Genomic DNA, 24,103 nt, shown 5'->3' with positions numbered 1-24,103 from the left:
CGAAGGATGCTCCGAGGCCAGAGACTAGAACCGGGCTAGCTAAACAATGTTCCGATAGAAACAAGGCTCGGAGAAGAATAAACATTATAATGGCGTTGCCCTAGTACTAACAGTAAATTACCAAAAGTACCTAGGTAATGCCATAAGATTGTTACAGCTAGCTCTTATTCTGCGATTCTAGATGCTTAACCAGGTCTTTTAGGGGTCCCGAGGTTATATCGCTATAATGAGGTGCCGAATTCTTGAATGAAGCCGTGGTCCTTCGTGGTAGGCTTGCTAGGCGTATCAGGGAGGAAGCCAAGAAACTTGGCTTCAGCGTTGACGAGTATCTAGTAGAGCTTCTTAGCCAGAACATGGATCCACGGGACAGGGCTAGGGAGTATGTAGAAGCCGCCATGGACTTGCTAAAAGAGGCCAAGGAGGAGCTCAGCAGAGGCAATGTTAGACAAGCCGCCGAGAAGCTTTGGGGAGCCGTTGCTCTAGCCGTCAAGGCCTATGCTTACTGGAGGGAGGGTAGGAGGTTGACAAGCCATGGAGAGCTATGGGAGTATAAGAGGAGGCTCGAGGAAGAGCTTGGAGAATGGGTTAGTGATGCATGGTTTGCCGGTAACTCAATGCATGTTTGTTTCTATGAGGGCTGGTGTGCCGAGAGAGACGTAGAGGATGCTTATAAGAGGATTGAGAAGCTGGTAAAAGAGGTCGCATCCCTCATAAAGCAGGGAAACCAAGCTAGTTAGGCGTAGAGATAAGCGCTTACGCAGTTCTCATCACGTATACTACTAGCTTGTCTCTGTACTCTACTACTCCTCCCTCAACGCTACCATCCCAGCGATAGAGGAGGTGGAAGCGCTCAGCACTGCCGTGTACTAGGCCGAAGTAGAGCGCATTGACTATGTCTGGTGCCCCGCCAGCGAGGTTTGCTGCACCCATGATGCAGAGCGCCAATGCTGCGAAGCCACTTGTGAGTATAGCAGCCCACAGCAGGATAGGCGTGAGGAGCTGCGGGGCTAGGGCAACCACGACGTATTGCTTCGGGGTCATGTAGTTGTAGTCGAGCATTACTGCGCCAAGCCTCCGGTTAAACACCAGCCTTGCTCCCGGAACGTGTAGGAGCCTGGCAGCAGTATAGTGGGCCGACTCGTGGATCGCTACAAGGAGCAGTGCAGCCCCTATGGCGCCGAGCAACCCGAGTACCGCGCTAGACGATCTACATGGAGCATAGCTGCACCTTGTAGCGAAGAGCAGTGGCGAAGCGATCAGAATAGCTATGGATAAGAGGAGGCCGATGTAGAAGGGCTTGAACTTTGCAAGCTCTACATGTTTTCCAGGACCAGCTATGGCTCCCATGCCTTGTTTCCTACTCTTCCCAGCGTATCTGAAGCAGAGGCTACTTCGGTACACGTATCTTATATACTTTACCGCGTCTAGTAGCAGAGCCTATGAGCCGCCCATGCCTATATATTGCTGCAGTGACGAAAGCAGCATCGCCTTTATCTAAGCCTATCATGAACCAGGGGACGGCCAGTTCAACAACATCTTTCAATGCTAGTTGTGGAACTCTATAGAGTTTTACCCATCCCTCTGAACCATCTGCCGCGTTTACCGCTGCATCTAAATTCGGAATAGTGACCTCTATTTCGAAGAAAAGCCCCATTCCAATATCGTTGCTGGCACCGCGCGGATAAACATTATATCCGGGGTGTCGTGGATCCACGCTTCTCCAAGGACTAGCCACGTATATGGATGCAGTGACTTCTCTAATACTCTTCAACGACTGGCGGGGTCCAGGAACAATTGCTAAATATAGATTATCCTTGTCTACTGCTAGGAGGACTTCATCGATAACGTCACTCCTTATCGGTAGCTTAAGAGGGTGTAACCATATTTCATCGTCTAAGACGCCGTCTATTACTGGAGGATTAGCCGCTGGCTTAGGAGCCTCCGTATTCAGTACACCAGCGGGTGTTCCATCGAGGTTAAATGAGGCGGCCAAGTACTTAGGTAGGCTGAACCCTATGGACTTATAGGCTTCTGCCAAGTAGTGTTTAAAGAGCTTGTTGACAGGGAATTCAGGGCTATCACCGTACCACCAGAACCAGTCGCTCGCCTCGGCTCTTAGCAGGTTCTCAACTGCTCTTGGACTTCTTCGGTAAGCGTCTTTGATGCTCGTTGTATTGAGTGCCTTAAGGACATCGTTTCTTGTTTGTGCTAGTATTGCCCATGCAGCATTCTTCTGCCGCCTACCTATCCATTTAGCTAGCTCGCCGCCAGCCCAAGACCCTTCAGCTATCCTTGCATATACCGTACGGCGCGGTATCTCATTGTAGCCGTCCCTTTCGAAGCTCATCGGTATATCTGCTATGTTTTTCCCGGCTATGTCCAAGTACTTTTGCCTAGTTAGCGGGAGTTCGCTTAAATCGATAGAGCTAAGTTTTTCAGTAATATCAGTAATTATTGTCATAGACATTTCTCCCTGGCTTTGCATAGCAGCAAGCTCCGAGTACAACGTGTCAAGAAATGTATCGCCGAAAGCCTCATACCATTCCCACGGGTTTTCGCCATCGAGTGCCACGACTGTGACTGCATCCACGGAGGTTTCTAGCGTATTCTTTATGCTACGAAGCCTATTGATAAAATCATTTACAGCTGTCTTGGCATCCATGGTGTGGTATACGAAGCTTATTAGGTCACTGAGCCCGGTATCTCTAAAGTACACGTATAGTTTATGACCGCTCTCTGTTTTGAATAGCCATGGCCTTAGCGTGTTTCTCGGCGTAGATATGTCTATCCCGCTTTTAGCAAGCAGGGATTTATCGGTTATAGCGGAGTCAAAGAACCTTGAATATAGCTCAAGTACGTCATTATTAACCGCCAGTTCTGGGGGCCATATCGTTTTTGGCCTTAGCCCGAAGAGTCTTAGAAACAAGTCTATACTTTTCTCTATATGTATCTCTAAGTCTTCTAACCAGCCCAAGTCTGCAAGAATGGGGGAAAGTGGATGACTATATGGGACTAGAATTAGCTCTGCTTGTTTGCTATGGGCAAGTTCTCGGAAAAACCCTATTGTCTTTTTCATAATTTTTTCGTGGAAGTTAAGGAGTATGCTGAGCTGTTCTCTTTCAAAGCGAGCAATGTTGCCTCGGACGGCGTTTTCCCGCACTTCGTAAAGAGTTGGGCATTCCTCTCGAAGTATGAGCGGGTCTGTCCAGAACAGGTTAAACAAAAAGGCTATATCTATGAGGTCTTGATCCGTGAATGAAGAAGTTAGCTTTTCCTCATAGTCTCTATCAGTGAGGAGATCATATTCTTGAGATATCCTTGTTAGTTTGTCTTTTAACTCACGGTACCTCGGTACCTTGGAAACTATCCTGTCCTGGTTTATATCAAAGAAGCCGCCAGGAATGCTCAGCATTGCTTTTTTCTCTTCAGCTGTAAGCTCGTAGCCTTCTGCAAGCTTTTTCGTGATCTTGGCATGCCTATCCACTAACCCCTTCTCACTATAGATTTCAAGCTGTGCGAGGAGTGAACCACTGAAAGTAAATGCGACACGTATTTCCGGGTGCCTTGATAGAATATACGCCATCTTATAGTAGTTAGCTGTAGTGTGTAGCCTTGTCCAGGGAAGCAGGAGCTCGTCTCCAACAAGGTACCAGGGCTGATGAAAATGCCACACCAGTACGAGGCTGAGCCCCTTCCGAGACGTCATTGGCGTCACCACTATAGGCTTCACTACCTCTGACAACCTTGTAGCTCTCTGCGCCATGGATAGTATTGTCTGAGCATTCTCAGCGCGCTCGCCTCTCGGAGCGCCTTCTTCAACGCGTTTAGCCCTATTTTCCAGTACTCGTCGCTCCTCCAGGCACCCAAGGCTTCTGAGACCGTGGTGGAGAAGTCCTGGAAGTCTTCCTCGTCTATCCTCTTCGCCTCCTCGGAGCCGAGGTCTATGAAGTCGTGGTTGTCGTGGCCGAAGAGCCATCCGGTTACCCTGTGCTCAACGAGTTCTAGGGCTCCGCCGTCCCGCGAGCTTATCGGTGGAACAGCGTTGATCATTGATTTCATGTAGCTTGTGCCGCAAGCCTCCCAGCCGGAGAAGGGCGTGAAGAGGAGGTAGTCGCCTCCACTGAGCAGTGTCTTCGCCTTTTCTATGTCGTATCCGGGTATGTAGGCGACATTAGCCTCTTTCTGGGAGAGCGCTATGAATTCCCTCAGGAAGGCCTGGCCCTCCTTGTCGGCGGGGTGCGGCTTCCCTGCTAGGACGAAGAACGCCTTGTTGGCTGCATCGGGGTTTTCTCGTAGCAAGCGGGTAACAAAGTATGGTCTCTTGTACCTGGTTATTCTCCTAGCCCATACAAGTATCGGCTTGTCGCGCCACTGCTCTATGTCGGGCTTATGCCTAGCTACTAGTGAGACCAGTGCCCTGCGCAAGGTCTCGTGCTTCTCCCTGAGCTCGTCAATGGTTGTTTCCTCGGGCTTCTTGTTTCCTAGGAGGTCCTTGAGGGGCTTTGCCATCCACCGTTCAACACAGACGCCGTTTGTGATGTAGTCTAGCTTGTCTGCGTGTTCTGGGAATATCTTCCTAGTTATCTCCAAGTGCTTCTTTGAGACTGTGAATGATTTCTCTGCCCGCTGGAACCCGATCAGCGTCAATACCACCTTGTCGCCTTCCAGCTCGGCGCCGAACTCTTCCCGGAGAATACTGGTCGGGAAGACGGGGTGCCCCCAGGGCCCCGGGGTATGCGTTATGAACCTGTACCTGGCCTGGTCGCCGAGCGCGAACATTACGAGGACGCTATAGGCCTCCTGTAGGTCGACAACCTCTACGTTGCCGAGGCCGATTCTCTCCTCGATGTACTTGGCCGAGGCCTTTGCGAGCAACACGTACTTGTAGAGGCGCTCCTCTTCGGACCCCTCTATGTATACTCGCTCAGTGAGACGAGCCGCCCAATCAGGGTGCACTGCGTTGAAGAATACTGTGTGTGCTCGCCCCTTCTCGTAGACGAGAGGCTCTACTACGACCTCTTCCCCGCGGAGAGTGACTACAAGCTCCTGTTCCCTCTTCAAAACACGACCGGGGTCAACGGGGTGCTGCTGCTCCATGGGCACGGGGTCGGTGCTCAGCGGGTAGTCTACGTAGCCTTTCCTGTAGAAGAGAGTAAGCACAACGTAGTCGAGGCCTCTTAGCCCGGCTGCGAGGAACTTGTCCCCCTCGAGGACTCCTAGGCCGCCAGCATACGTGTAGAGCTCTTCCAGCCCTATCTCGGGCGTAACCGATACTATGACCAAGGCGCTGGTCACCGATGCGGCTCCGAGGCATAGATTGGTGCATGGCTCTTGGGTCTTAAGGGGCTATAATAGTTCTACGCCGCCGCGCAAGGTAGTCTGCTACGCACCCGTCCTGGCGTAGAGGGAGGCTAGTTCCCTCAGCCACTTCGCGTGCTCTTCTTTGAGCTGGTTGGGTAGGAGCCTCCACTCCCAGTTACCCCTAGCAGTGCCTGGGCGGTTCATCCTGGCCTCCTTGCCTAGCCCCAGCACGTCTTGGACAGGGATGACAGCAAGTGCCGCGATAGACGACATGGCCATCCTTATGAGGATGCGGTGCACGTTCTCCCGGGTAACCCTCACGCCCGCGTAGCGGCGCAGGAACAGCTTATTGACGGGCCTCGCCTCCTCGGTGTACCAGCCCTTAGCCGTGTTCGTGTCATGAGTACTGGTGTATACTGCTAGGTTTTGCTCATAGTTGTGGGGAAGGTGCTCGTTGAACGGGCTGCCCCCGAAGGCGAAGACGAGGACCCTCATTCCGGGGAGGCCGAGACGCCTCATAACCTCCCTGACGTCGGGGGTTATGAAGCCAAGGTCCTCTGCTATGAAGGGCAGCGTAGGATACCGCGACACCACTGCTCTGAAGAAGTCCTCGTAGGGCGTCCTAACCCATCGCCCCTTGGCGGCCGTCTTGCTGCCCGCAAGTACCTCCCAGTAGGCGAGGAAGCCGCGGAAATGGTCGAGCCTCACTAAGTCGTATAGCTCGAGGCTCCTGCCTATCCGGCTCAGCCACCACTTGAAGCCCTGCTCTCTGTGCTTCTCCCAGTTGTAGACGGGCGTCCCCCACAGCTGCCCGGTCTTGCTGAAATAGTCGGGCGGGACCCCGCTAACGTAGAGCGGTTCGCCCTTCTCGTCAAGCTTGAAGAGCTCCTGGTTTGCCCAGACGTCGGCGCTGTCGTGCATAACGTAGTACGGTATATCGCCTATTATCTTGACCCCTCTCTGGCCCGCGTAGGCCTTGAGCCTCATCCACTGCTTCTCGGCAACGAACTGCTGGAAAACAACATAGTCCACTATGCCTGCTAGCTCTTTCTCTGCTTCCCGGAGGGCGCTTGGCCTCCTCTCCCTTAGCTCCCTTGGCCACCTGGTCCACGGCGACCCGTATTTCTCTCGGAGCGCCACGAACAATGCGTAGTCTCTTAGCCAGTACTCGTTACGCGCGACGAACTCCTCTAGGCATCTCCTATACTCGTCTCTTTTCTCGAGGAAGGACTCGTAGGCTTTGCGCAGAGCCTTCTCCTTAACACCGTAGGCCTTCGGGTAATCAGCCCTGGTGTGGGGAGGGAGCCTTATCTGCTCGGGGAAGGCTTTGGGGAGGAGACCCTCCTCTACGAGGAGGTCTGGGCTAACGAGGAGAGGGTTGAGTGCGAAAGAGGAGTCGCTCGCATAGGGCGAGTTGCCATAGGCCTCGCTCGTGGGGACCAGGGGGAGTACTTGCCAGTACCCGCTACCCGCCTCTACGAGAAAGTCTACGAACCGGTACGCCTCGGGACCGAAATCACCAACACCGTATGGTGATGGAAGAGAGGTTACATGGAGAAGTACTCCATACGCTCTCCCGATGAGCAATAATGCATCAACCTATGGTTGGCCGGCTCCTCTGCAGCTACTAAGCGTTTTCCTCTGCTCCTCGATTATCCTCCGAGCCGCCTCCACGGGGTTCTCTGAGCCGGTTATCGCTCTCCCAACGATCTCGTAGTCTGCTCCAGCGCAGAGGGCTTCGCCAGGCCTAGCCCCCTGCGCCCCAACGCCCGGAGCAAGTATCTTCACTGTATTCCCTAGCCTCTCCCTCACGAGGCGTATGATGCTTGGCCGCGTAGCCGGGGCCACTACGCCCCAGGGCTTAGCAGCCTCTATGGCTTCAAGTACCTCGCCGAGGACCTTGTCGTACGTCTTAGCTGCGCCTGGGTGGCTCATCGACGCAACTACTATTAGTTTCCTATCCTTCTCGTCGAGAAGCCTTTTGAGCTCGTCGAGGCCTCCCTCGTAGCCAACAAAGCCGTGAGCTATCACTGCGTCGAAGAAGGGGGCAACGATGCTAGCAGTGAGCCCCATCACGTAGCCTATGTCTGCGAGCTTCAAGTCAGCGACCCATAGCGCACTAGGACACTTCTCTCTTAGAGCCCCTGCAGACGCGGCGCCGTTGGCTAGGAGAAAGGGAACCCCGACCTTGAAGCCGTCGACCACGCCGCATAGTTTCCCAACAAGAGCTGCTGCCTCGTCTACTCCCCCTTTATCAAAGGCGACTATCAAGCCCATACCGTGATACACCATCACTTTACTGCTGAGAGCTTGCTCGGGACTATTCAGCCCCGCTATCACGGTGTTATAAGGCCTTAGCCAGGCGTCATGACCGAGCCACTCTATAAGGGGGCTACGCCATCCCTTGCTCCGGGCATAGCGGCTTGGAGAGCCCATTAGCTGTGAGCGTGGCTGGCCTAAGGCTCCAGCACCCCGTCATGAATGCTAGCGGCATTCTCGGCTCGAGTAGAGAGGGCTTTGCCCGGCTGGCTTCGGCCGGCGTGGCGGCTATAGTGACTAAGTCGTTTACCCGTGAGTCTCGCCGAGGCTATCCTACGCCCATAGCTGTGCCCCTGGAGTATGGACTGCTCAATGCTGTTGGGCTGAGCAACCCGGGCGCAGAGGCGTTGCCGGGGCTCGTGGCGGAGGCCAAGAAGCACGGAGTACCGGTCGTTGTGAGCATTGCTGGCGGCGGTGTTGACGAGTTCGTAGAGGTTGCAGGAATCGCTGAGGAGGCTGGGGCGGACGCTGTTGAGCTGAACCTTAGCTGCCCCCACGCTGAGGGCAGGGGACTCGAACTGGGCATGGACCCGGCAATGGTTAGGAGGATAGTTGGCGCTGTTTCGTCCACGGTGAGGGTGCCGGTTCTCGCTAAGCTGGGTCTGAGCGACCGTATCCTTGAATCGGCTGGTGCTGCGCTAGAGGCGGGGGCAAGGGGGCTCGTACTCATAAACACTATACGGGCTATGAGGATCGATGTCTGGGCGAAGACGCCGATACTCGGCAACATTGTTGGCGGGCTCTCGGGCCCAGCCATACATCCTATCGCGGTGCGTGTCGTCTACGAGGTGTACGCTGAGCATGGCGCAGACATAGTAGGCGTTGGAGGAGTCTATGACTGGGAGACAGCGGTCGAACTCATCTTGGCGGGCGCGAGGGCCGTACAAGTAGGAACGGCTATAATCGCGAAGGGGGAGCAGGTTATCAGCGAGATAGTTGATGGCCTACGAAGGTACCTAAAAGTGATCGGGGCACAGGGTATCAGTGAGATCGTTGGTGCCGCTCATCGCCGCTAAGGGAGGCGTGCAATGGTTATCCCGATAATATTTGAGACGCTGGAGAGGCTTCGAAGAATCCTTGGCCGCCGCCTGAGCCGTAACCGGTTTCTCCTAGTCGCCTTGTTCTTTATCTCCATGTGGCTGCTCTCTGCCGTACTCTTCTACTACGCCGAACACGTTGTAGGCAAGAAGCCGGTCGATTTCCCTACTTCTCTCTACTGGAGCCTCATAACAATGGCGACGGTGGGCTACGGCGACGTCGTGCCATCGACGGGTCTTGGACGCATAGTCGCTGGGGCTACCGCGGTTCTAGGAATAGTGGCTTACACGTTAACGGTATCAGTTATAGCTGATGCATTCCTTGAGAGAAGTATGAGGAAGGCGATGGGATTGGCGCCTCTAAAGAAGAAGCAAGTACTCGTAATAGGTGACGATGAGACTTGCCTCGACCTCATAGACGAGCTTATAGCTAATGGGCTCGGCGACGTAGTTGGCTGGATGACGCCGAACCAGCCGAAGACACAGCCCCCGGTAGACTTCATGGTTGGAGATCCGCTGAGCCCGCAAGATCTATCAAAAGCCGGGATAAAGGATGCAAACCACGTAATTCTCTGCCTAATCGATGACGCTAAGGTTCTGCACACTGCACTCTTGGTGAAAAAGCTGAACAAGACTGCAAAGATACACGCCATAGTACGTAGCTCTGAGACGGCTGAGCTGCTGAAGGAGGCTGGCGTCTCAACCGTCCTCTCGGTAAGAGTTCTGGGTAGGGCGATTGCATCCGCGATCTTCGAGCCCAGCGTGGTATACTTTATCGATGAAGCAGTATCGGTTAAGGGAGCTGCTGATGTAACCGAGGTGGAAGCCAGAGGCTTCGTCGGTATGAGCCTTGCCGAGGCGCAGAAGAGGCTAAGCGAAGTAGACAAGGAGTACCGCTACCAAGTACTGGGTATAGTCCGAGGCAACGATCTCATACTTGCACCGGATCCCGGGGAGAAAATCAGGGAAGGCGACCGGCTCCTAGTTCTCCGTGTCAAGAAGTCCGCCGCCTCAATAAAGCTACAATACTAGCGGTAAGCAGCAAAACGAGCACTGATATAGTGGCTAGGCACGCGTTTTTACTAATGCCGCTCTCCTTTATCGATAGTGTTGCATGGCTCGTAGTCGTGTTTGCTTCCACGGGTTTTCCCGCTGCACGTATCTTCTCTAGGATCTCGTCAGCTACCCATCCGACTCCGGCAGAGCTGAGGCACGGGCGCAGCGCGTTAACGCAGCCAGAGGCATCCATGAGGCTAGACTCGTTGGCCCCATATATCGCTACGATTAGTGGCTCGCCGCTGCGATAACCATAGACTATTGCTACCGCGGAGCCGCAGCCGACCTTGGTCAGCGGGATGAGTGGGTTACCCATTTCACCCGGCTCTATACTCGTAGAATTGATTCCCACCACTAGTAGCAGGTGGTAATCCTGGCTCACATCCTCGGGATACGCAACCAGGGCTGTATTGACGGAGGTGATTGCCAGTGCACTGAGCACTAGAAGCGGCACGACAAGCTTTCCCAGGCTCGTCAAAAAGGCTACACCCTTTACTAAGGCGAAAGGAGAGGCACAAGTATTGGTTTTACGTTATCTAGGCAGGACTAGGGGCGCCCACAGAGGGTATAAGCATAAATAGTTTTCGAAGCGCATATATCGCTAATAATGCGCGCAGAGACAGCAATATTGGCGCCCTGCAGGCCCGCCGAGACCGAGGAAGGCCTCGTACGGGCTGTGCACGATTTCTTCCAAGCGCGTTGCCTTGGTATCCAAGAGGGCGTGCTCATGGAGTGGGCGATTGAGGCAAAGGGGCTCGTTAAGCGCTACTATACTTCTGAGAGGCGCGGCTTCCTTAGACGTAAGCGTAGGGTTGTTGAGGCTCTCCGTGGCGTCAGCTTCCGGGCTCCATGGGGCCGTGTCTTCGGGTTGTTGGGACCCAATGGTGCCGGCAAGACCACGACTGTGAAGATACTTACTACCTTGTTGCTGCCAGACGAGGGGGAAGCGTTCGTCGCTGGCTACAATGTTATTGAGGAGGCTGTTGAGGTTCGTAAACACATAGGTGTTGTTCTCAGTGTTGAGCGGGGCTTCTTCTGGAAGCTTACTGGGCGGGAGAACCTTCGCTACTTCGCTATGCTTCGTGGCCTGAAGGGCCGCGAGCTTGAGGAGAGGGTTGAGCATGTTCTAAGGCTTGTTGGTTTGACCGAGCTAGGTGCTGCTGATAAGCTCTATGAGGAGTACTCGCTGGGCATGAAGGCTAGGCTCTCTCTTGCAAGGGCGCTTGTACATGATCCCCCAGTGCTTATTCTTGATGAGCCAACCCTTGGCCTCGACCCGCCCTCTGCTAGGAGGATTAGGCGCCTAGTTCAGAGCCTTGCAAGGGAGCAGGGGAAGGCCGTGCTGCTTACGACGCATAACATGTTTGAGGCAGAGATAGTGTGTGATACTGTTGCGATAATTTCGCGTGGCAGGATTGTCGCGCAGGGCTCTCCGGAGGAGCTGAAGGCGCTGGTTGCTAAAGAAGTCCCTATTGTGGTCAAGTTCCGGGAGCAGAGGGCCACGGGCAGGGAAGCAGGGGAGCTAGCAGCCCTCTTGTCGAGTAAGCTAGGCGTTAGAGGGGTCAACGTTACGGAGGAGGGTGATGGGCGCTTTGTCGCAAGGATTCTTGCACATAGTGGTGAGGAGGAAGAGGTGCTCTCACGCTCGATAAGCATCCTAAGCAGTCTCGGCTACGTGGTGGTCGGCGTTGAGGTCTCTAAGCCAAGCCTCGAGGACGTGTTCATAGCGCTTACGGGCGGGGAGGAGAAGTGAAGCCTGGATTCGCGGACCTTGTGAGGGCGGAGTTCTATGCCTATACGAGGTTCTACAAGAATAACCGCGTATTCTTGTTCATGGCGTTTGTCTGGCCTTATCTACTAGTCCTGGTCTTGCTCGGACTCGGCTATCTCTTCGGGAGCCCCGAGATCTATGCTCGGAGAATGGGTGTCAGAAACCCAGTCTTCTTCATAGCCTCTGCGAGCAGCGTTGCTATGAGCTCACTCATAATAGTAGAAGACGTGGCTGGCTACACCATCTATAATAGGTGGAACGGGACCCTGCCCTACATACTCCTCACCCCAACCACTATGGCTAAGCAGTTGCTTGCTGCAAGCCTCCCCTCAACACTCCTCTCCCCCGCGGTGACGCTGACAGCGATACTGCCCGTAGCCGTCTACTACGAGGGCCTTCGGGGCGCAGCAATAGTGGCCTCACTCTACGGCGTCATCGTGCTTGGTATGCTTCCTCTGGCAGGGCTGGCTGTCCTCATAGCCGGCCTCGTGCTGATCGTGAGGGAGGAGAGCAATATTGCTAGCAGTCTCTCGCCGTTCCTACTACTTGTCTCCGGCATATTCTACCCCGTAACCGTGCTTCCAGAGATACTGCAGGTTGTCTCGGAGGCTGTGCCGCTGAGATACGTTGTAGAGTTTGCGAGAGCGCTGGCCTCCCACGGGGCTGCATCAAGCCTCTTCTACGCTGTATACGTCTTAACACTCATGGCTTTTGCCTACAACATTGTAGCTGCTCCAATGCTTTCAAGGATAGAGGAGAAGGTGAAGCAGCGTGGCATCGACTAGGCTGGCGAGGCTCAAAGCCATATTATACCTCCACGCGTTGAGGACCTGGCGCTACAAGTACAGCTTCATAAACTCGTCGATAAACATGCTTCTCTGGATAACCATACTAATCCTAGGCGTCATAATGTTCGTGCCGAGCGAGGAACTTGGCAGCGTCGTCCCCAACCTGTTCTGGGGAATAGTGGTCTGGAACATGATAAGCTACACAGTGATATACGTTGCGGGATGGACCACGTGGTTCCTCGTAGCCACAGGCCTCATAGAGGAACACATCCTCCACAACACACGGCTATCTATGCTCCTTATGGGCCGCCTGATAACTGTGGCAGCAGAGCTAGCCATAGCAGTGCCACTAGTCTACGCAGTACTGGGATCCATAGCGGGGCACCAGCACCTCATCACGAACCCCTTGCTACTCGTCTACGGCGCAGCCGCGGCAGAGGCAATGGCACTGGGCTACGCCCTCACCATATCCGCGCTGGGCCTACGCCTAAACATTCCAGGAACCCTGCTCGACGTCGTCAACTTCCTGCTCTTCATTATAGGCGGCATAGCTGCCCCGATAGTACGGCTACCAGAACCCCTCCGAATAGTGGCGATACTGACTCCGTACTCCCATGCAGCCGAGGTCGTGAGGTACGCGGCCACCGGTACGAGGCCGTACCTCGGGCTATGGGTGGAAATAGTTGTGTCCGGTGTCCTAGCCGCAGCCTTGCTCACCACCGGGATCATTGTCTACAGGCTCGTTGAGGACAGGTACATAAGGCGCTACGGGGTCCGGGGCCTAGGAAGAATGTAGGCAAGGGATAGGGCATAAGAGGAGCCAGGGAAAGGGAATACTAGTGGAGCCTCCTCGCCGGGGCCGACAGCGCCGCGTAACGGCGCCAAGGATGCTTGGATGAGCCCCGGCTGCGCGCCGGAACACCTCTCCTCCCAGCTTCTGCTAAGCCGAGCCTCCTTGCCGTGCTGGAGCAGATTATTATACGTGGCCTAGCACAGTATCTATTATACGGTGGCTAGAGCAATGATACTATTTGACTGGGGTACGTATAACGCTCTCTCAACACTCGTGAAGGCCGCTACGCTGGGAATGAAGCTGACAGAGATACCTCCCTACGACTTCTCCCGTAAGAGCAGGAGGCTGGAATACTTCCAGCAGTATAGAGAGATAGCCTCCAAGGCGTTCACCACGATAACGGCACACGCACCATATTATAACGTTGTGTCAACCGTGCCAGAGGTGTATGAGAGGAGCAAGAAGGCCCTCGTAGCCGCTGCCAAGAAGGCCCGGGAGGCCGGGGCCGAGATATTCAACCTCCACCTTGGCTGGAGGGCGTGGATGGATCACCGCGACATCGAGCAGGCGGCAGAGGTCGTTAAGGCTATCCTCACCGAGGTCCCCGACATAGTTGTGACACTGGAGACCATGTATTCGAGGAGGATGCTCGGCACTTTCGAGGACATAAAGGCGATAATGGAGGCTGTTGGCAGCGACAGAGTGCAGGTATCCACGCAGCTAGAGAACGTATTCATGCTTGAGACCGGGGCTTCTGAGCACGGCAACTTTGAGGCTGCTAACCGCTCAGTCGATACAGCATTCTGGAGGAAAGTATTGGAGAAAACATTGCAGCTGAGCACCAAGTACTTGTCGCTTAGGTTCTCCCAGGTAGTGGGCTTCGCACTAGGCCGCAGAGTTCTAAAGAAGCGTGTGCCGCTGGGGAAGGGCTACCCAGACCTCGACCCCTTGGCGAAGGCGCTGGCAGAGTTCATGGTCCACGAGGTTCACGAGAAGCAGCTAGAGCTAAGGATGCATCTAATATACACGGGTCCCCCTGAAACCAAGTACCGCGACACCATAATGCTCTACGCGAGGGTTATGAGCGAAGTTGTTCCTCACCTACACTGAGGACAACCAGTTCCCTTTTTCTTAGCCTGATCTTTAGCCGTAGCTTTCTCCGCAGCACGGAGAGGTCCGGCACTAGTTCATTGATGCACTGATTTCTGGCTATATGTGCTGAGCACGAGTACGCTACCTTGCATCGCAGGTTGCATAAGGGAATCCCTATGCTGTTTTGCCGTGGGGGCACCGTGTTTTGGCCAGGGCTCCAAGGGTTCGCCAGAAGCCTAGGAAGTACCAGCTAGAGGCGTATGAGTGGGCCTACCGGGTTCGTCGCGGGGTCGTTGTACTGCCTACGGGTACTGGGAAGACCCTTGTCGCCGTGATGTGGGCTAAGAGGCTTATAGAGGAGGGCAAGGCTAGGCGTGTCCTCTTCCTCGAGCCTACTCGGTTCCTCGTGGAGCAGGTTGCGAGGTATGTTCGCTGGGTCTCGGATCTGCCTGCTGAGCCCGTTCACGGCGCTGTTCCGAGGCACGAGAGGGAGCGTAGGTGGAGGAGTAGCGTTGTTGTAGCGACGCCGGAGATTGTTATCAGTGACTGGGAACTCGTAGAGAAGAACAGGGTTGACGCTGTAGTAGTTGATGAATGTCACCACACGACGGGCAAGGATGCGTACAAGGAGGTTATGCAGAGGCTCTCCAGTACAGAGTACCGTCTTGGGCTCTCCGCGTTCATACCTAGGCACCGTCGCCGAGAAATAGAGGAGACGATTGGGGAGATAAGGGAGTGGAGCTGGAGTAGCCCCGAAGTAGCCCCCTATATACCGCCATGGATAGGCGAGGTATACGAGGCCTTTCTCAACGAGGCCGAGAAGAAGCTGTACGATGCGTTAGAGGAGCTAGGGAACACTGTTGCTGGCAGGCTTCGCGGCCTCGTAAGGAACGCTCTACGCTGGTTCGTTAGGGACGGTGCACTCGCGCTCCGGGAGAGCGCGTCAAAGGAGACGCTACTGGCGAGAATGCTGGACAAGGTACGGGACCTTATCTTTGACCCCGGAGTGAGGCCCAGCCATAAGGCGGAGCCGTTTCGCAGAGTGCTTAGAGACCATGAGGGATACTTCTCGAAGACAATAGTCTTCATAGACCGCGTTGTGGTCGCTGAGTATGCGTGCAGCGTCGCCCAGGAGCTAGGGTATGGCTGTGTCCTGATACGTGGCAGGATGAGGGGCACAGAGCTCCGAGAAGCCTTGGAGAGGGCTGCTGCGCCGGAGACGAGGGTAGTGGTATCCACGTCGGCGGGCGAGGAGGGGGTTGACCTTCCGGAGGCAGACCTCCTCGTCATGTGGAGTATAACTGCCTCTCCTCTACGCTTTATCCAGAGGCATGGAAGGGTTCTGAGGGCTCGAGAAGAGTCCCCTCGGAAGCCTAGAATAGTCGTGTACATAGTCACGCTAGACACTATTGATGTCGATAGCTTTGTCGACGCCATAGAGACTGCGAAGAAGATAGGCATCGACATACCCGTGGATGAGGAGACCGTTGAGTCGCTTTGGCGCAGGACCACGAGGAGCAGGATAGTATCTGTTCTCGAGGGCAACCCTATGCCTCTGGAGCTATTGGCCGAGGCTACTGGGATGCCCCGGGACCGGCTCGAGAGGGATCTGCAGAGGCTAATGCAGCACGGCGAAGTACTATACATCTACACTGGCATAGGCAAGATATACGCGTATAGCGGCGACATAGAGATCCTCGAGGAGAGGTTCAAGGAGTACCTTGAGCCCGAGGAAGGAGTAAAAGCTAAGGCAAAATACCTAGCACTAGGCTCCAAGACGTGGAGCCGAGCAGTAAGCGGAGACTATGCACGCCTCTACCAGAGGCTCTCAAGAATAGTAGAGGAGAAGCCCTTGCAGAGACTGATAATAAGCCTCGAGGTCCGGTTGCCGAGCGGGCTCGTTAAGCTGGTAAACCTACAATACAACTTCCTTATAGATAACGAGGATAAGCTTAGGCTTGTGCTCCGCAACGCGCTGGCCGCGCCAAAAATAGTGAAAGAACTTGGCACCATACCTGCATAGCAGGGAGAGGGAGGAGTATCTTGGCGGATGAGAGGTCTAGGTCAGAGTGGCTGCGCTCACTCGTCTCACTCTTGGTCGGCCTCATCACGCTTTACCTCGGGTACCAGTTCTTCATGTACAGCATTGGGTTCTTGTCGCAGGATCCGCCGCGTGTCACCGCAGGGCTCATGGCAGGGCTCGCTGGCTTCACATTTGTCGCGGCCGCCGTGACATTGTTACGGGACTGGATAATAGCAGAGAAAGCAGCTACCGCAGAGGAATAAGGAGTAGCCGGAGGCGAGAAAAACGCACAGCATTGTTCATGATACTACTTGTTGCACTCGAGGCGCGCCTCAGACTCTATCTCTACTGAGCCATGGACGCCGCGTAGCACGACTCTTACCCAGCGGGGCTTCGCTGCCTCGCAGATATCCCTTGCTATCTTCATCGTGATTTCTTCTTGGTAGGCTCGATGCTCGCGGAATCCCTCAAGATACTCCTTGAACCCGTAGGCCTCTATGTAGAGGTTCTCGGGGCCTGGCTCGTACTCTACGAGCAGCTCGTACCGATCCACCAGCCCCGTTATGGGGCAGACTGCGTCAAAGTTGCTCCTCAGAATGGCCTTTCCAGCAGCGTTCTCGAGTTTAACAGTCTTCAAAGGAGTCATAGTCCTCCACTCTCCACGGCCAAGCAGCGAGCCCTGCCCCTATTACTCTTAGCTTCTCGGGGGAGCATTTGTCTCAGAAGCCGCTGGAGACAAATAAGGAGGAGGCTGCATGCATTCCTGCAGGAGACAAGTAGATGACAGAGAGGAGTAGCCTTGCGGCTGTAAAGAGGCTAAGTAACACCGTCCTCGCCGAGGTATCGAAGGTCGTCTACGGCCTCGGGGAGCAGGCTAAGATCATAGTGGCGTCGCTCATAGTTGGCGGCCACGTACTAGTTGAGGGCGTGCCCGGTGTTGCTAAGACGACGCTCGCAAAGGCTATCGCGTCCTCCCTTGATCTCAGCTTTAAGCGTATACAGTTCACCCCGGACCTCCTCCCAAGCGACATAATAGGTACAATGGTGTTTGACCAGAGGAGCGGCGAGTTCAGGCTCCGGAAGGGCCCTATTTTCGCAAACATCGTGCTGGCTGACGAGATTAACCGTGCTTCTCCTAGAACCCAGTCAGCCCTCTTAGAGGCGATGCAGGAGAAGCAGGTAAGCATTGAGGGCAATACGTTGAAGCTACCAGAACCCTTCATGGTTATTGCGACGCAGAACCCTATTGAGCTTGAGGGAACATTTCCTCTACCTGAAGCACAGCTTGACAGGTTCCTAGTCAAGGTCGTAATACATAGGCCTCCGCGAGACGTGCTTAAGCAAGTGCTGCGCAGTGTACGTGTAATAGAGGAGTGGCCCGTTAAGCCCGTGGCTGGCGCAAGGGATGTCTTGGCTGCCCGCGAGGCCGTCTGGAGCGTGGAGGTCTCTGAACCCGTTCTCGACTATATCGTAGACCTCGTTGAGGCTACTCACGAGGAGCAGGGAGTAGAGCTCGGAGCGAGCCCACGTGCAGCCATAGCTCTCCAGCAGCTTGCGAGAGTGCTGGCAGCAATGGATGGCCGCGACTACGTTATCCCCGACGACGTGAAGTACGCTGCTCGCTATGTTTTACCGCATAGAGTCATACTGAGGCCAGAGGCAGAGGCAGAGGGGCTTACACCCGAGAGAGTCATTGAAAACGTATTGTCAAGAGTAAGGGTCCCAGTGCCATAGGTTTCCCTGGGCCCGGTTAAGGGGAAAGGGGGCGGGAAGGCCTGGTTTACTTCAGCGTAGCAGAATTTATCTAGTCACGATAAGGTCGTTCTTCTAAGCGGTGTGCTTACCGTTTGGTTCTTGACGCGAGAGACGTAATCAGCATGATTAAGTCCAACATGGAGGAGAAGGGGCTCCCACTACCCATCGACAAGAGCGTTATCTACGAATGGTCTAAGGGGCTTGACCTCCCCAAGAGCGGTGACTATCTCCTCTATACTGGTGGTCTTTACCAGCTCCTGCCATACATCGAGAGCCTTGTCAACCAGCTCGAAAAGGTTGAGAAGAGCAAGGCTGGTGGCCTCGCCCTACGCTTCGCCAAGAAGGTTATGAAGATAGTTGATGTATCGAAGCTTGTTAGTAAGCCGGATAAGGAGGTCAAAGAATACGCTGACAAGGTCCTCAAGAGCATCACTATATTGTTGAAGGAGGCTGGCATAAGCTTCTACTATGATCCGGAGCTCGACGGGTATAGCGGTGCCCTTCTCTACGACATGGGTCTCGTGAAGAGCTTTAAGCGTCACGCCGAGAACGTGTACAGGCTCCTCAACGAGAAAGGCGTGAAAAGAGTAATCACTATCGATCCGCACACAACCCATATGCTGAGAAGTGTCTACCCCAAAGTTGTTCCCGGTTACAACCTTGAGGTCAAATCCTACCTCGAGCTTCTAGCCGAGAGGACTGATTCGCTAAGATTCCGCGGCGGGAGTGCCGGTCCAGTAGTGATCCACGATCCATGCCTCTATGCGCGCTTCGAGAACGTCCTAGAAGAGCCTAGGAAGCTGCTCAGCGCCGCTGGCTACGAGGTAAGAGAGCCCAGGAGGAGCGGGAAGCTGACTTATTGCTGCGGGGGCCCCGTGGAGTCCCTCGCGCCGACTCTCTCCAAGAAGATAGCCAGTAACCGCATAGAGGAACTCAAAGAATATGCTAGTACTGTTGCAACTCTTTGCCCCATTTGTTTTGCGAATCTTCACCGCGTAGCTCCCAGCAATGTACGCGTAGTCGATATATCAATCCTCCTAGTAGAGAGGCTTGAGACTCATGGGAGTTAAGCAGATCACGTACAAGGAGGCACTTGAGGAGATTTACCGAGGACTCAGCGACGAGGAGTTCCAGCGCGGGCTGCGCATAGGCGTTGGAAACGCTGAGGGGAAGTTCCTCAAGATCCTAGAGGCTCATCCTGAGCTACGGGAGCTGGCTGCCCTAGTGGAGGACGCTAAGAAGAAGGTTATCGCCAACCTCGAGCACTACATCGATATGGCTATGGAGTCTCTGAGAAAGGTTCACGCTAAACCCTACTTCGCCCACACCGCGGAGGAAGCCAGGGAGATAGTGCTGAAGATCGTGGGCAGGGGTAAAACGATCGTCTTCTCGAAGAGCATGGTTGCCGAGGAGATAGGGCTACAGCACTTCCTAGAGGAGAGTGGTAACGAGGTATGGGAGACCGATACCGGTGAGTTCCTCATAAGGCTTGCAGGAAGCAAGCCCATGCACACCACTGCGCCGGCAATACACTTGTCTAGGCAGAAGGCGATAGAGCTGCTGAGGAAGAAGCTCGGGATAAAGCTCCCAGACAACGCTATGCACGAGGAGATAGTTGGCGCGATAAGGAGGTTCCTACGAGAGAAGTTCGCGAAGGCGGACATCGGTATCAGTGGAGGCAACGCGCTCGCAGCCGACACTGGGTCAATCGTGCTGGTTGAGAACGAGGGCAACATACGCCTCGTGACAGGGTACCCGCCCGTACACATCGCGGTCATTAGTGTTGAGAAGCTGTTCCCGAGCCTCCAGATAGCACTCGCAGCCGCAATAGTGCAGGCCGCGTGGGCAGGCCTCTACCCGCCAACCTATCTCAACGTGATAAGTGGGCCAAGCTCTACCTCGGATATCGAGAGGAAGCGTGTCTACGGCGCACACGGCCCCCAAGAGGTACACGTAGTCCTAGTCGATAACGGCAGAGTAGCTGCCTCTAAGCACCCAGTTCTCTCCGGCCAGCTCAAGTGCATTAAGTGTGGCAGGTGCCAGTGGGAGTGCCCCGTGTGGCAACAGACAGCCAACCTGTGGGGAGGCCCAGTCTATGGCGGTCCAATGGGGATGGGGTGGACAGCGATAACGCTCGGAATAAAGGAGGCAGCCGAGCTCAGCATGCTCTGCCTAGGCTGCGGCCGCTGCGACGAGGTGTGCCCAGTCCACGTCCCCTTGTCAAGCATTATTCACTGGCTTAAGCAACAATACACCGGCGAAGGAGAAAAAGAATAACATATCCATGCACGGATACTCCTTTTCAAGTCTCTAGCTTAGCGTCCCCTTTTTCTCGCCGAGCATGCTTCGCCTAGAATATTATCGGCATTATATCTGCTACTCCGCCGTGGAATCTGCCCCTTATGTTTATCTTGTGGCCGCACCGCGGGCAACGATTATCCTTCGTAAGCCTCCAGGCTACTATCGCGAAGCCCCTACGCTCTATCACAGGGTATCCGCACTTAGGGCAATACGTGTTCTCCAAGGGATGGCCCCAGACATTGCCTATGTAGACATAGTGTAGCCCCTCCTCCTTAGCAACCTTGGCAAGCTTCTCAAGCGTCTCGACCGGCGTCGGCGGGAGATTCATGAGCCGGTAATCTGGGTGGAAGCGTAGAAGGTGGAAAGGCGTCTCGGGGCCGAGGTTCTCTACTATCCAGCGGGCCAGCTTTCGGACATCCTCCTCTTTGTCACCATACTTCGGTACAACCAGATTGGTTATCTCTATGAACCATCCCTGCTTCTTCATCTCTAGCAACGCCTCGTATATGGGAGAGGGGTCGGGGACGCCCATGAATTTCCGGTAGAACTCTGGGTTACCGCCTCCCTTGAAGTCAACCGTTACCCCATCCATGTTGTTCCCGAGGGTCCTTATAGCCTCCGGTGTCATGTAGCCATTCGTGACCATGACGTTGAAGAGGCCTTTCTGTTTAGCAAGCCTTGCTACATCGTACATGTACTCGAAGAATATCGTTGGCTCGTTGTAGGTGTAGGCTATGCCGTCGGCGCCGTACTCGAGCGCCGCCTCTACAACCTTCTCGGGCGGCACGTAGCGGCCATAGAGGCCCTTCTCGAGCCTAGACTGGCTTATCTCCCAGTTCTGGCAGAACTGGCAGAAGAAGTTACAGCCAACAGTGCTTATTGAGAGCACGCCACTGCCCGGCTCGAAGTGGAAGAGGGGCTTCTTCTCGATAGGGTCAATATTCATGGCAGTTAATAGGCCGTAGACAAGCGTGTAGAGCTTACCATTGATGTTCTTCCTTACCCCGCATACACCGTAGCGCCCAGGAGCTATGATGCAGCGCCTGGCGCACAGGTTGCACTTCACATAGCCTTTCTTACCGTGGTACTCTACTGGCTCCCAGAGCATGGCCTCTCGCACATACGGCTTCTTGAGAAGCTCCTCTTCGTTCTTCTTCCTCTCCTTGTGGGTGCTAATGGTCATTGTCTACGAGCCCCCTATATCCTAGGAGAGGTGAAGGACCCTAGTATAGGGTTGCGCCCAGAAAAACAAAGGATAGGCGAGAACCATAAGGGTGGAACATGGCGGGCAAGGGGGGCAAAAACGTTGGTGCTGTACCTGCCACCCCTAGTCCGTTCTTGTACCCCTTGTTGTTTTCTCACGGTACCATGTGTAGCGCAGCATCGCTGCTAGGCTGGACACTGCTCTCTCGGGGCTAGGGTATGCTGGTATGTTCTTCCTGTTCAGTATCTTCATTGCCTCAAAGGTCTCTATGCCTCCCACCATGGCGACGAGCAGTGGCTTCTGCTTATCCCGGTACTCTTCGGCTACATCGGTTATCGCTTTCGCCAAGTCAATGGGGTCGAGAACTGCTGTCTGGCAATACAGCACTATTATGTTGTCCACCTTGTCCGACTCGTATGCGACGCGGAGTGCTCCCACATAGTTGTCTACCCCTGCTTGGCCCGAGAGGTCCACAGGGTTCTTGGGGCTACCGAACCACGGCATCACCCTCCTAAACCTCGCTACTAGGTCCTCGTCCGGCTGTAGGAGGGGCACACCGTGGGTTTCTGCCGCGTCCGTGGCGAGCACTCCGACCCCGCCGCCATTCGTTATTATGACTGTGTTCCTGCCCCTTGGAAGAGGCTGCGTCGCAAAGGCCCTCGCCCAGTCAAACATCTCCTCGACGGTGTTCGCCCTCAGTATCCCGGACTGCTTGAACGCCGCCGAGTAAAGAGTGTCGGCCCCGGCAAGGCTCCCCGTATGGCTCGCGACGGCTGCTGCTCCCCGCCGCGTACGCCCAGCCTTGATCACTATTACCGGCTTCTTCCGCGTAACCTCTCTCATCCTCTCCATGAAGCGCTTACCGGTACCCGGCTTCAAGCCCTCAAGATAGATCGCTATAACCCTGGTATGCGGGTCATCAGCCAGCCACTCCGACAACTCGACAACATCAATGTCAGCCATGTTGCCCACGCTGACAACAGCGCTCATACCTAGCTCGTTCATAGCAGTCCAGCCCATCAGCGCTATACCCAAGGCGCCACTCTGCGTTATAAACGCGATATTACCCTCCCTTATCCTGCTGGGGCCGAAGGTCGCGTTCATCCCTATCGGGGTATATGCTATGCCGAAGATGTTGGGGCCGAGCACGCGCATACCATACTGCCTAGCTATGCGCACCAGCTCCTCCTCGGCCTCCTTGTTACCAACCTCCGAGAACCCGGCAGTAATCACGACCAGGACCTTGACACCCTTCTCGCCAGCCTCCCTAGCAACCCTGTTCACAAGCCCAACCGGGACAGCTATAACAGCCATATCAACCTCGTCAGGAATATCCAGTACGCTAGGATAAGCCTTGAGCCCGAGAATCTCCTTAGCAGAGGGGTTAACCGGGTAAACACGGCCCTTGTAGCCAGACTCAAGCAGGTTACGCACAATAGTATAGCCGATCTTGCCGGGATGCCTAGAAGCACCAATAACGGCAATACTACGAGGCATGAAAAGCGGGTCAAGCGGATGACGCTGCCTACTCAATGCTTACCCCAAGACGTAGAGTAAACTACTCCTCGCGAAAAACTAGGCGACGCCAAGAAGAAAATACAATAGCAACCCTAAGCATGACTCAGGAAACAAATCACCATTCTCTCCGATGATCTAATTAGGCTAAACTTCTTAACCTTTAAATTCCTCTTGTGGTTCCCTTGGGCACACTTTCTTTCAAGTTCCGCGATGATCCTTGAGCACATTCTTTAGACTCCTCTCAAATCCATGAGCACCTGTCCCATTTACAACGAGGACCTAATGTTCCCGGATTTGAAGACGTGCACAAGAAGCCCACAACCAATAAATACTTCCACCATAGCACTATTCTTTCGGATCCCAATGGGGAACAAACCACCATAACTCAAAAGAGAATTGTAAGTACGCGTGTGCACTAAGCGGCCAATATCCAAAGATGTTGTGAACCATAACTCAAAAGAGAATTGTAAGGCCGAACGCTGATAACGCGTACTGCTGGATGCGCCTCACAGCAGCCATAACTCAAAAGAGAATTGTAAGTCAGTATCCTCAACGTGTTGTCGTTGATCTCGCCCGTCTCCATAACTCAAAAGAGAATTGTAAGTGGGCTGAAGCAGCTGCATCAAGTGAACTAGTTTATATGTAACCATAACTCAAAAGAGAATTGTAAGCATGAAGCCGGCACCTCACCGAGTAAAACTAGGCGTATCTTGACCATAACTCAAAAGAGAATTGTAAGTGTAGAACGAGTGAACAAGTTTTTTGAGCAGCTAGAACGGCTCCATAACTCAAAAGAGAATTGTAAGAGTTCACCTATCTTCAGGAATACCGTCTTCGAGTCCCTGCCATAACTCAAAAGAGAATTGTAAGTCCTTGCCACGTAGGCTATCGCTCTCCCCACCTCTTTGAGGCTAAACTCAAAAGAGAATTGTAAGATTAGACGTAGCCACATCTTCAACGTTGACTTCCCGCTAATAAAGCTAAACTCAAAAGAGAATTGTAAGAGATAGCTGTAAGTATATATGGATAGTTTGTTACGTCTTACTCATTATCTCGATGAGTCGTGAGATTGAGGTACAGATTCTCGCTTTTTATCATATTGGTACTGCTGGTATTTATTGGAGTTGAAGCTATCAGTGCAATTA

General features: G+C 54.2%; 22 protein-coding genes and 1 CRISPR repeat array. Of the genes, 13 read left to right on the top strand and 9 right to left on the bottom strand.

Going from position 1 to position 24,103, the window contains the following annotated elements; all coding sequences use genetic code 11:
* Window positions 1-242: 242 nt before the first annotated feature.
* Window positions 243-737, top strand: a complete 495-nt coding sequence (locus SBG41_RS02985; RefSeq protein ID WP_317896063.1) for a PaREP1 family protein — start codon at window positions 243-245, stop codon at window positions 735-737.
* Between the two features lie 16 nt (window positions 738-753).
* Here the strand turns inward: SBG41_RS02985 and SBG41_RS02980 are convergent, their stop codons facing one another.
* The 5 genes from SBG41_RS02980 to pyrF all read right to left on the bottom strand — a co-directional run bounded on the left by SBG41_RS02980 (window position 754) and on the right by pyrF (window position 7,737).
* Window positions 754-1,347 carry a DUF3267 domain-containing protein gene (locus SBG41_RS02980; protein WP_317896062.1) on the bottom strand — a complete coding sequence of 198 codons (594 nt, stop codon included), beginning with the start codon at window positions 1,345-1,347 and terminating at the stop codon, window positions 754-756.
* A 40-nt stretch (window positions 1,348-1,387) separates the two neighbouring features.
* A complete protein-coding gene (locus tag SBG41_RS02975) occupies window positions 1,388-3,706 on the bottom strand; it encodes a hypothetical protein (RefSeq protein ID WP_317896487.1) in 2,319 nt (772 codons plus the stop codon).
* 23 nt (window positions 3,707-3,729) lie between these two features.
* A complete protein-coding gene (locus SBG41_RS02970; protein WP_317896061.1) occupies window positions 3,730-5,295 on the bottom strand; it encodes a glycosyltransferase in 1,566 nt (521 codons plus the stop codon).
* A gap of 87 nt (window positions 5,296-5,382) precedes the next feature.
* Complete coding sequence (gene malQ / locus SBG41_RS02965; protein ID WP_317896060.1) at window positions 5,383-6,888, bottom strand: 4-alpha-glucanotransferase; 1,506 nt, start codon at window positions 6,886-6,888, stop codon at window positions 5,383-5,385.
* Between the two features lie 12 nt (window positions 6,889-6,900).
* Entirely contained in the window at window positions 6,901-7,737 is an 837-nt protein-coding gene (gene pyrF / locus SBG41_RS02960) for an orotidine-5'-phosphate decarboxylase (protein ID WP_317896059.1), read from the bottom strand.
* Here pyrF and pyrD point away from each other — a divergent pair.
* Both pyrD and SBG41_RS02950 read left to right on the top strand, forming a co-directional pair.
* Window positions 7,725-8,636, top strand: a complete 912-nt coding sequence (gene pyrD, locus SBG41_RS02955) for a dihydroorotate dehydrogenase PyrD (protein WP_317896058.1) — start codon at window positions 7,725-7,727, stop codon at window positions 8,634-8,636. The genes pyrF and pyrD overlap by 13 nt on opposite strands.
* A gap of 12 nt (window positions 8,637-8,648) precedes the next feature.
* The gene (locus tag SBG41_RS02950; RefSeq protein ID WP_317896057.1) at window positions 8,649-9,689 is read left to right on the top strand and encodes a potassium channel family protein; all 1,041 of its coding nucleotides are present in this window, start codon (window positions 8,649-8,651) and stop codon (window positions 9,687-9,689) included.
* Here SBG41_RS02950 and SBG41_RS02945 read toward each other — a convergent pair.
* Window positions 9,652-10,191 (bottom strand): hypothetical protein, encoded by a 540-nt coding sequence (locus tag SBG41_RS02945; protein WP_317896056.1) that lies wholly within the window; start codon window positions 10,189-10,191, stop codon window positions 9,652-9,654. The two genes, SBG41_RS02950 and SBG41_RS02945, sit on opposite strands and share 38 nt — an antisense overlap.
* Before the next feature lie 150 nt (window positions 10,192-10,341).
* Here SBG41_RS02945 and SBG41_RS02940 point away from each other — a divergent pair, with 150 nt between their 5' ends.
* The 7 genes from SBG41_RS02940 to SBG41_RS02910 all read left to right on the top strand — a co-directional run bounded on the left by SBG41_RS02940 (window position 10,342) and on the right by SBG41_RS02910 (window position 16,443).
* Window positions 10,342-11,466, top strand: a complete 1,125-nt coding sequence (locus SBG41_RS02940) for an ABC transporter ATP-binding protein (RefSeq protein WP_317896055.1) — start codon at window positions 10,342-10,344, stop codon at window positions 11,464-11,466.
* The gene (locus SBG41_RS02935; RefSeq protein ID WP_317896054.1) at window positions 11,463-12,269 is read left to right on the top strand and encodes an ABC transporter permease; all 807 of its coding nucleotides are present in this window, start codon (window positions 11,463-11,465) and stop codon (window positions 12,267-12,269) included. The genes SBG41_RS02940 and SBG41_RS02935 overlap by 4 nt, the downstream gene beginning before the upstream one ends.
* Window positions 12,256-13,068, top strand: a complete 813-nt coding sequence (locus SBG41_RS02930; RefSeq protein ID WP_317896053.1) for an ABC transporter permease — start codon at window positions 12,256-12,258, stop codon at window positions 13,066-13,068. Before SBG41_RS02935 ends, SBG41_RS02930 begins: the two co-directional genes overlap by 14 nt.
* 95 nt (window positions 13,069-13,163) lie before the next feature.
* Window positions 13,164-13,289 carry a hypothetical protein gene (locus SBG41_RS02925; RefSeq protein WP_317896052.1) on the top strand — a complete coding sequence of 42 codons (126 nt, stop codon included), beginning with the start codon at window positions 13,164-13,166 and terminating at the stop codon, window positions 13,287-13,289.
* A gap of 4 nt (window positions 13,290-13,293) precedes the next feature.
* Entirely contained in the window at window positions 13,294-14,175 is an 882-nt protein-coding gene (locus SBG41_RS02920) for a TIM barrel protein (RefSeq protein WP_317896051.1), read from the top strand.
* A 187-nt stretch (window positions 14,176-14,362) separates the two neighbouring features.
* Window positions 14,363-16,180 carry a DEAD/DEAH box helicase gene (locus SBG41_RS02915; RefSeq protein WP_317896050.1) on the top strand — a complete coding sequence of 606 codons (1,818 nt, stop codon included), beginning with the start codon at window positions 14,363-14,365 and terminating at the stop codon, window positions 16,178-16,180.
* A gap of 20 nt (window positions 16,181-16,200) precedes the next feature.
* The gene (locus SBG41_RS02910) at window positions 16,201-16,443 is read left to right on the top strand and encodes a hypothetical protein (protein WP_317896049.1); all 243 of its coding nucleotides are present in this window, start codon (window positions 16,201-16,203) and stop codon (window positions 16,441-16,443) included.
* 44 nt (window positions 16,444-16,487) lie between these two features.
* Here the strand turns inward: SBG41_RS02910 and SBG41_RS02905 are convergent, their stop codons facing one another.
* Window positions 16,488-16,826 (bottom strand): hypothetical protein, encoded by a 339-nt coding sequence (locus SBG41_RS02905; RefSeq protein ID WP_317896048.1) that lies wholly within the window; start codon window positions 16,824-16,826, stop codon window positions 16,488-16,490.
* Window positions 16,827-16,960: 134 nt separating this feature from the next.
* On the opposite strand from SBG41_RS02905, the gene SBG41_RS02900 reads away from it, so the two are divergent.
* From SBG41_RS02900 to SBG41_RS02890, 3 genes are all read left to right on the top strand, one after another.
* The gene (locus SBG41_RS02900; protein WP_317896047.1) at window positions 16,961-17,914 is read left to right on the top strand and encodes an AAA family ATPase; all 954 of its coding nucleotides are present in this window, start codon (window positions 16,961-16,963) and stop codon (window positions 17,912-17,914) included.
* Between the two features lie 113 nt (window positions 17,915-18,027).
* The gene (locus SBG41_RS02895) at window positions 18,028-19,005 is read left to right on the top strand and encodes a (Fe-S)-binding protein (RefSeq protein WP_317896046.1); all 978 of its coding nucleotides are present in this window, start codon (window positions 18,028-18,030) and stop codon (window positions 19,003-19,005) included.
* Window positions 18,995-20,212 (top strand): LUD domain-containing protein, encoded by a 1,218-nt coding sequence (locus tag SBG41_RS02890; protein ID WP_317896045.1) that lies wholly within the window; start codon window positions 18,995-18,997, stop codon window positions 20,210-20,212. The genes SBG41_RS02895 and SBG41_RS02890 overlap by 11 nt, the downstream gene beginning before the upstream one ends.
* A 73-nt stretch (window positions 20,213-20,285) precedes the next feature.
* On the opposite strand, the gene amrS is transcribed toward SBG41_RS02890, so the two are convergent.
* Window positions 20,286-21,419: an AmmeMemoRadiSam system radical SAM enzyme gene (gene amrS / locus SBG41_RS02885; RefSeq protein WP_317896044.1), complete on the bottom strand. Its 1,134-nt coding sequence runs from the start codon at window positions 21,417-21,419 to the stop codon at window positions 20,286-20,288.
* A gap of 144 nt (window positions 21,420-21,563) precedes the next feature.
* Window positions 21,564-22,973 carry an acetate--CoA ligase alpha subunit gene (gene acs, locus SBG41_RS02880; RefSeq protein WP_317896043.1) on the bottom strand — a complete coding sequence of 470 codons (1,410 nt, stop codon included), beginning with the start codon at window positions 22,971-22,973 and terminating at the stop codon, window positions 21,564-21,566.
* 363 nt (window positions 22,974-23,336) lie between these two features.
* A CRISPR array of direct repeats spans window positions 23,337-23,962; the repeat unit is 25 nt; unit sequence CCATAACTCAAAAGAGAATTGTAAG.
* Between the last annotated feature and the right edge of the window lie 141 nt (window positions 23,963-24,103).

It is taken from the genome of Pyrofollis japonicus, assembly GCF_033097485.1.
Classification (GTDB): Archaea; Thermoproteota; Thermoprotei_A; order Sulfolobales; family Pyrodictiaceae; genus Pyrofollis; species Pyrofollis japonicus.
The sequence above is the reverse complement of the archived record's forward strand: the minus strand, read 5'-3'. Positions and strand labels throughout refer to the sequence as shown.

Bases quoted from the DNA above. Each gene is read 5' to 3' on its own strand.
- amrS (WP_317896044.1), bottom strand. From the start codon at position 21,419: ATGACCATTAGCACCCACAAGGAGAGGAAGAAGAACGAAGAGGAGCTT.
- SBG41_RS02975 (WP_317896487.1), bottom strand. From the start codon at position 3,706: ATGACGTCTCGGAAGGGGCTCAGCCTCGTACTGGTGTGGCATTTTCAT.
- SBG41_RS02920 (WP_317896051.1), top strand. From the start codon at position 13,294: ATGATACTATTTGACTGGGGTACGTATAACGCTCTCTCAACACTCGTG.
- pyrF (WP_317896059.1), bottom strand. From the start codon at position 7,737: ATGGGCTCTCCAAGCCGCTATGCCCGGAGCAAGGGATGGCGTAGCCCC.
- SBG41_RS02905 (WP_317896048.1), bottom strand. From the start codon at position 16,826: ATGACTCCTTTGAAGACTGTTAAACTCGAGAACGCTGCTGGAAAGGCC.
- SBG41_RS02980 (WP_317896062.1), bottom strand. From the start codon at position 1,347: ATGGGAGCCATAGCTGGTCCTGGAAAACATGTAGAGCTTGCAAAGTTC.
- SBG41_RS02890 (WP_317896045.1), top strand. From the start codon at position 18,995: ATGGGAGTTAAGCAGATCACGTACAAGGAGGCACTTGAGGAGATTTAC.
- SBG41_RS02950 (WP_317896057.1), top strand. From the start codon at position 8,649: ATGGTTATCCCGATAATATTTGAGACGCTGGAGAGGCTTCGAAGAATC.
- SBG41_RS02900 (WP_317896047.1), top strand. From the start codon at position 16,961: ATGACAGAGAGGAGTAGCCTTGCGGCTGTAAAGAGGCTAAGTAACACC.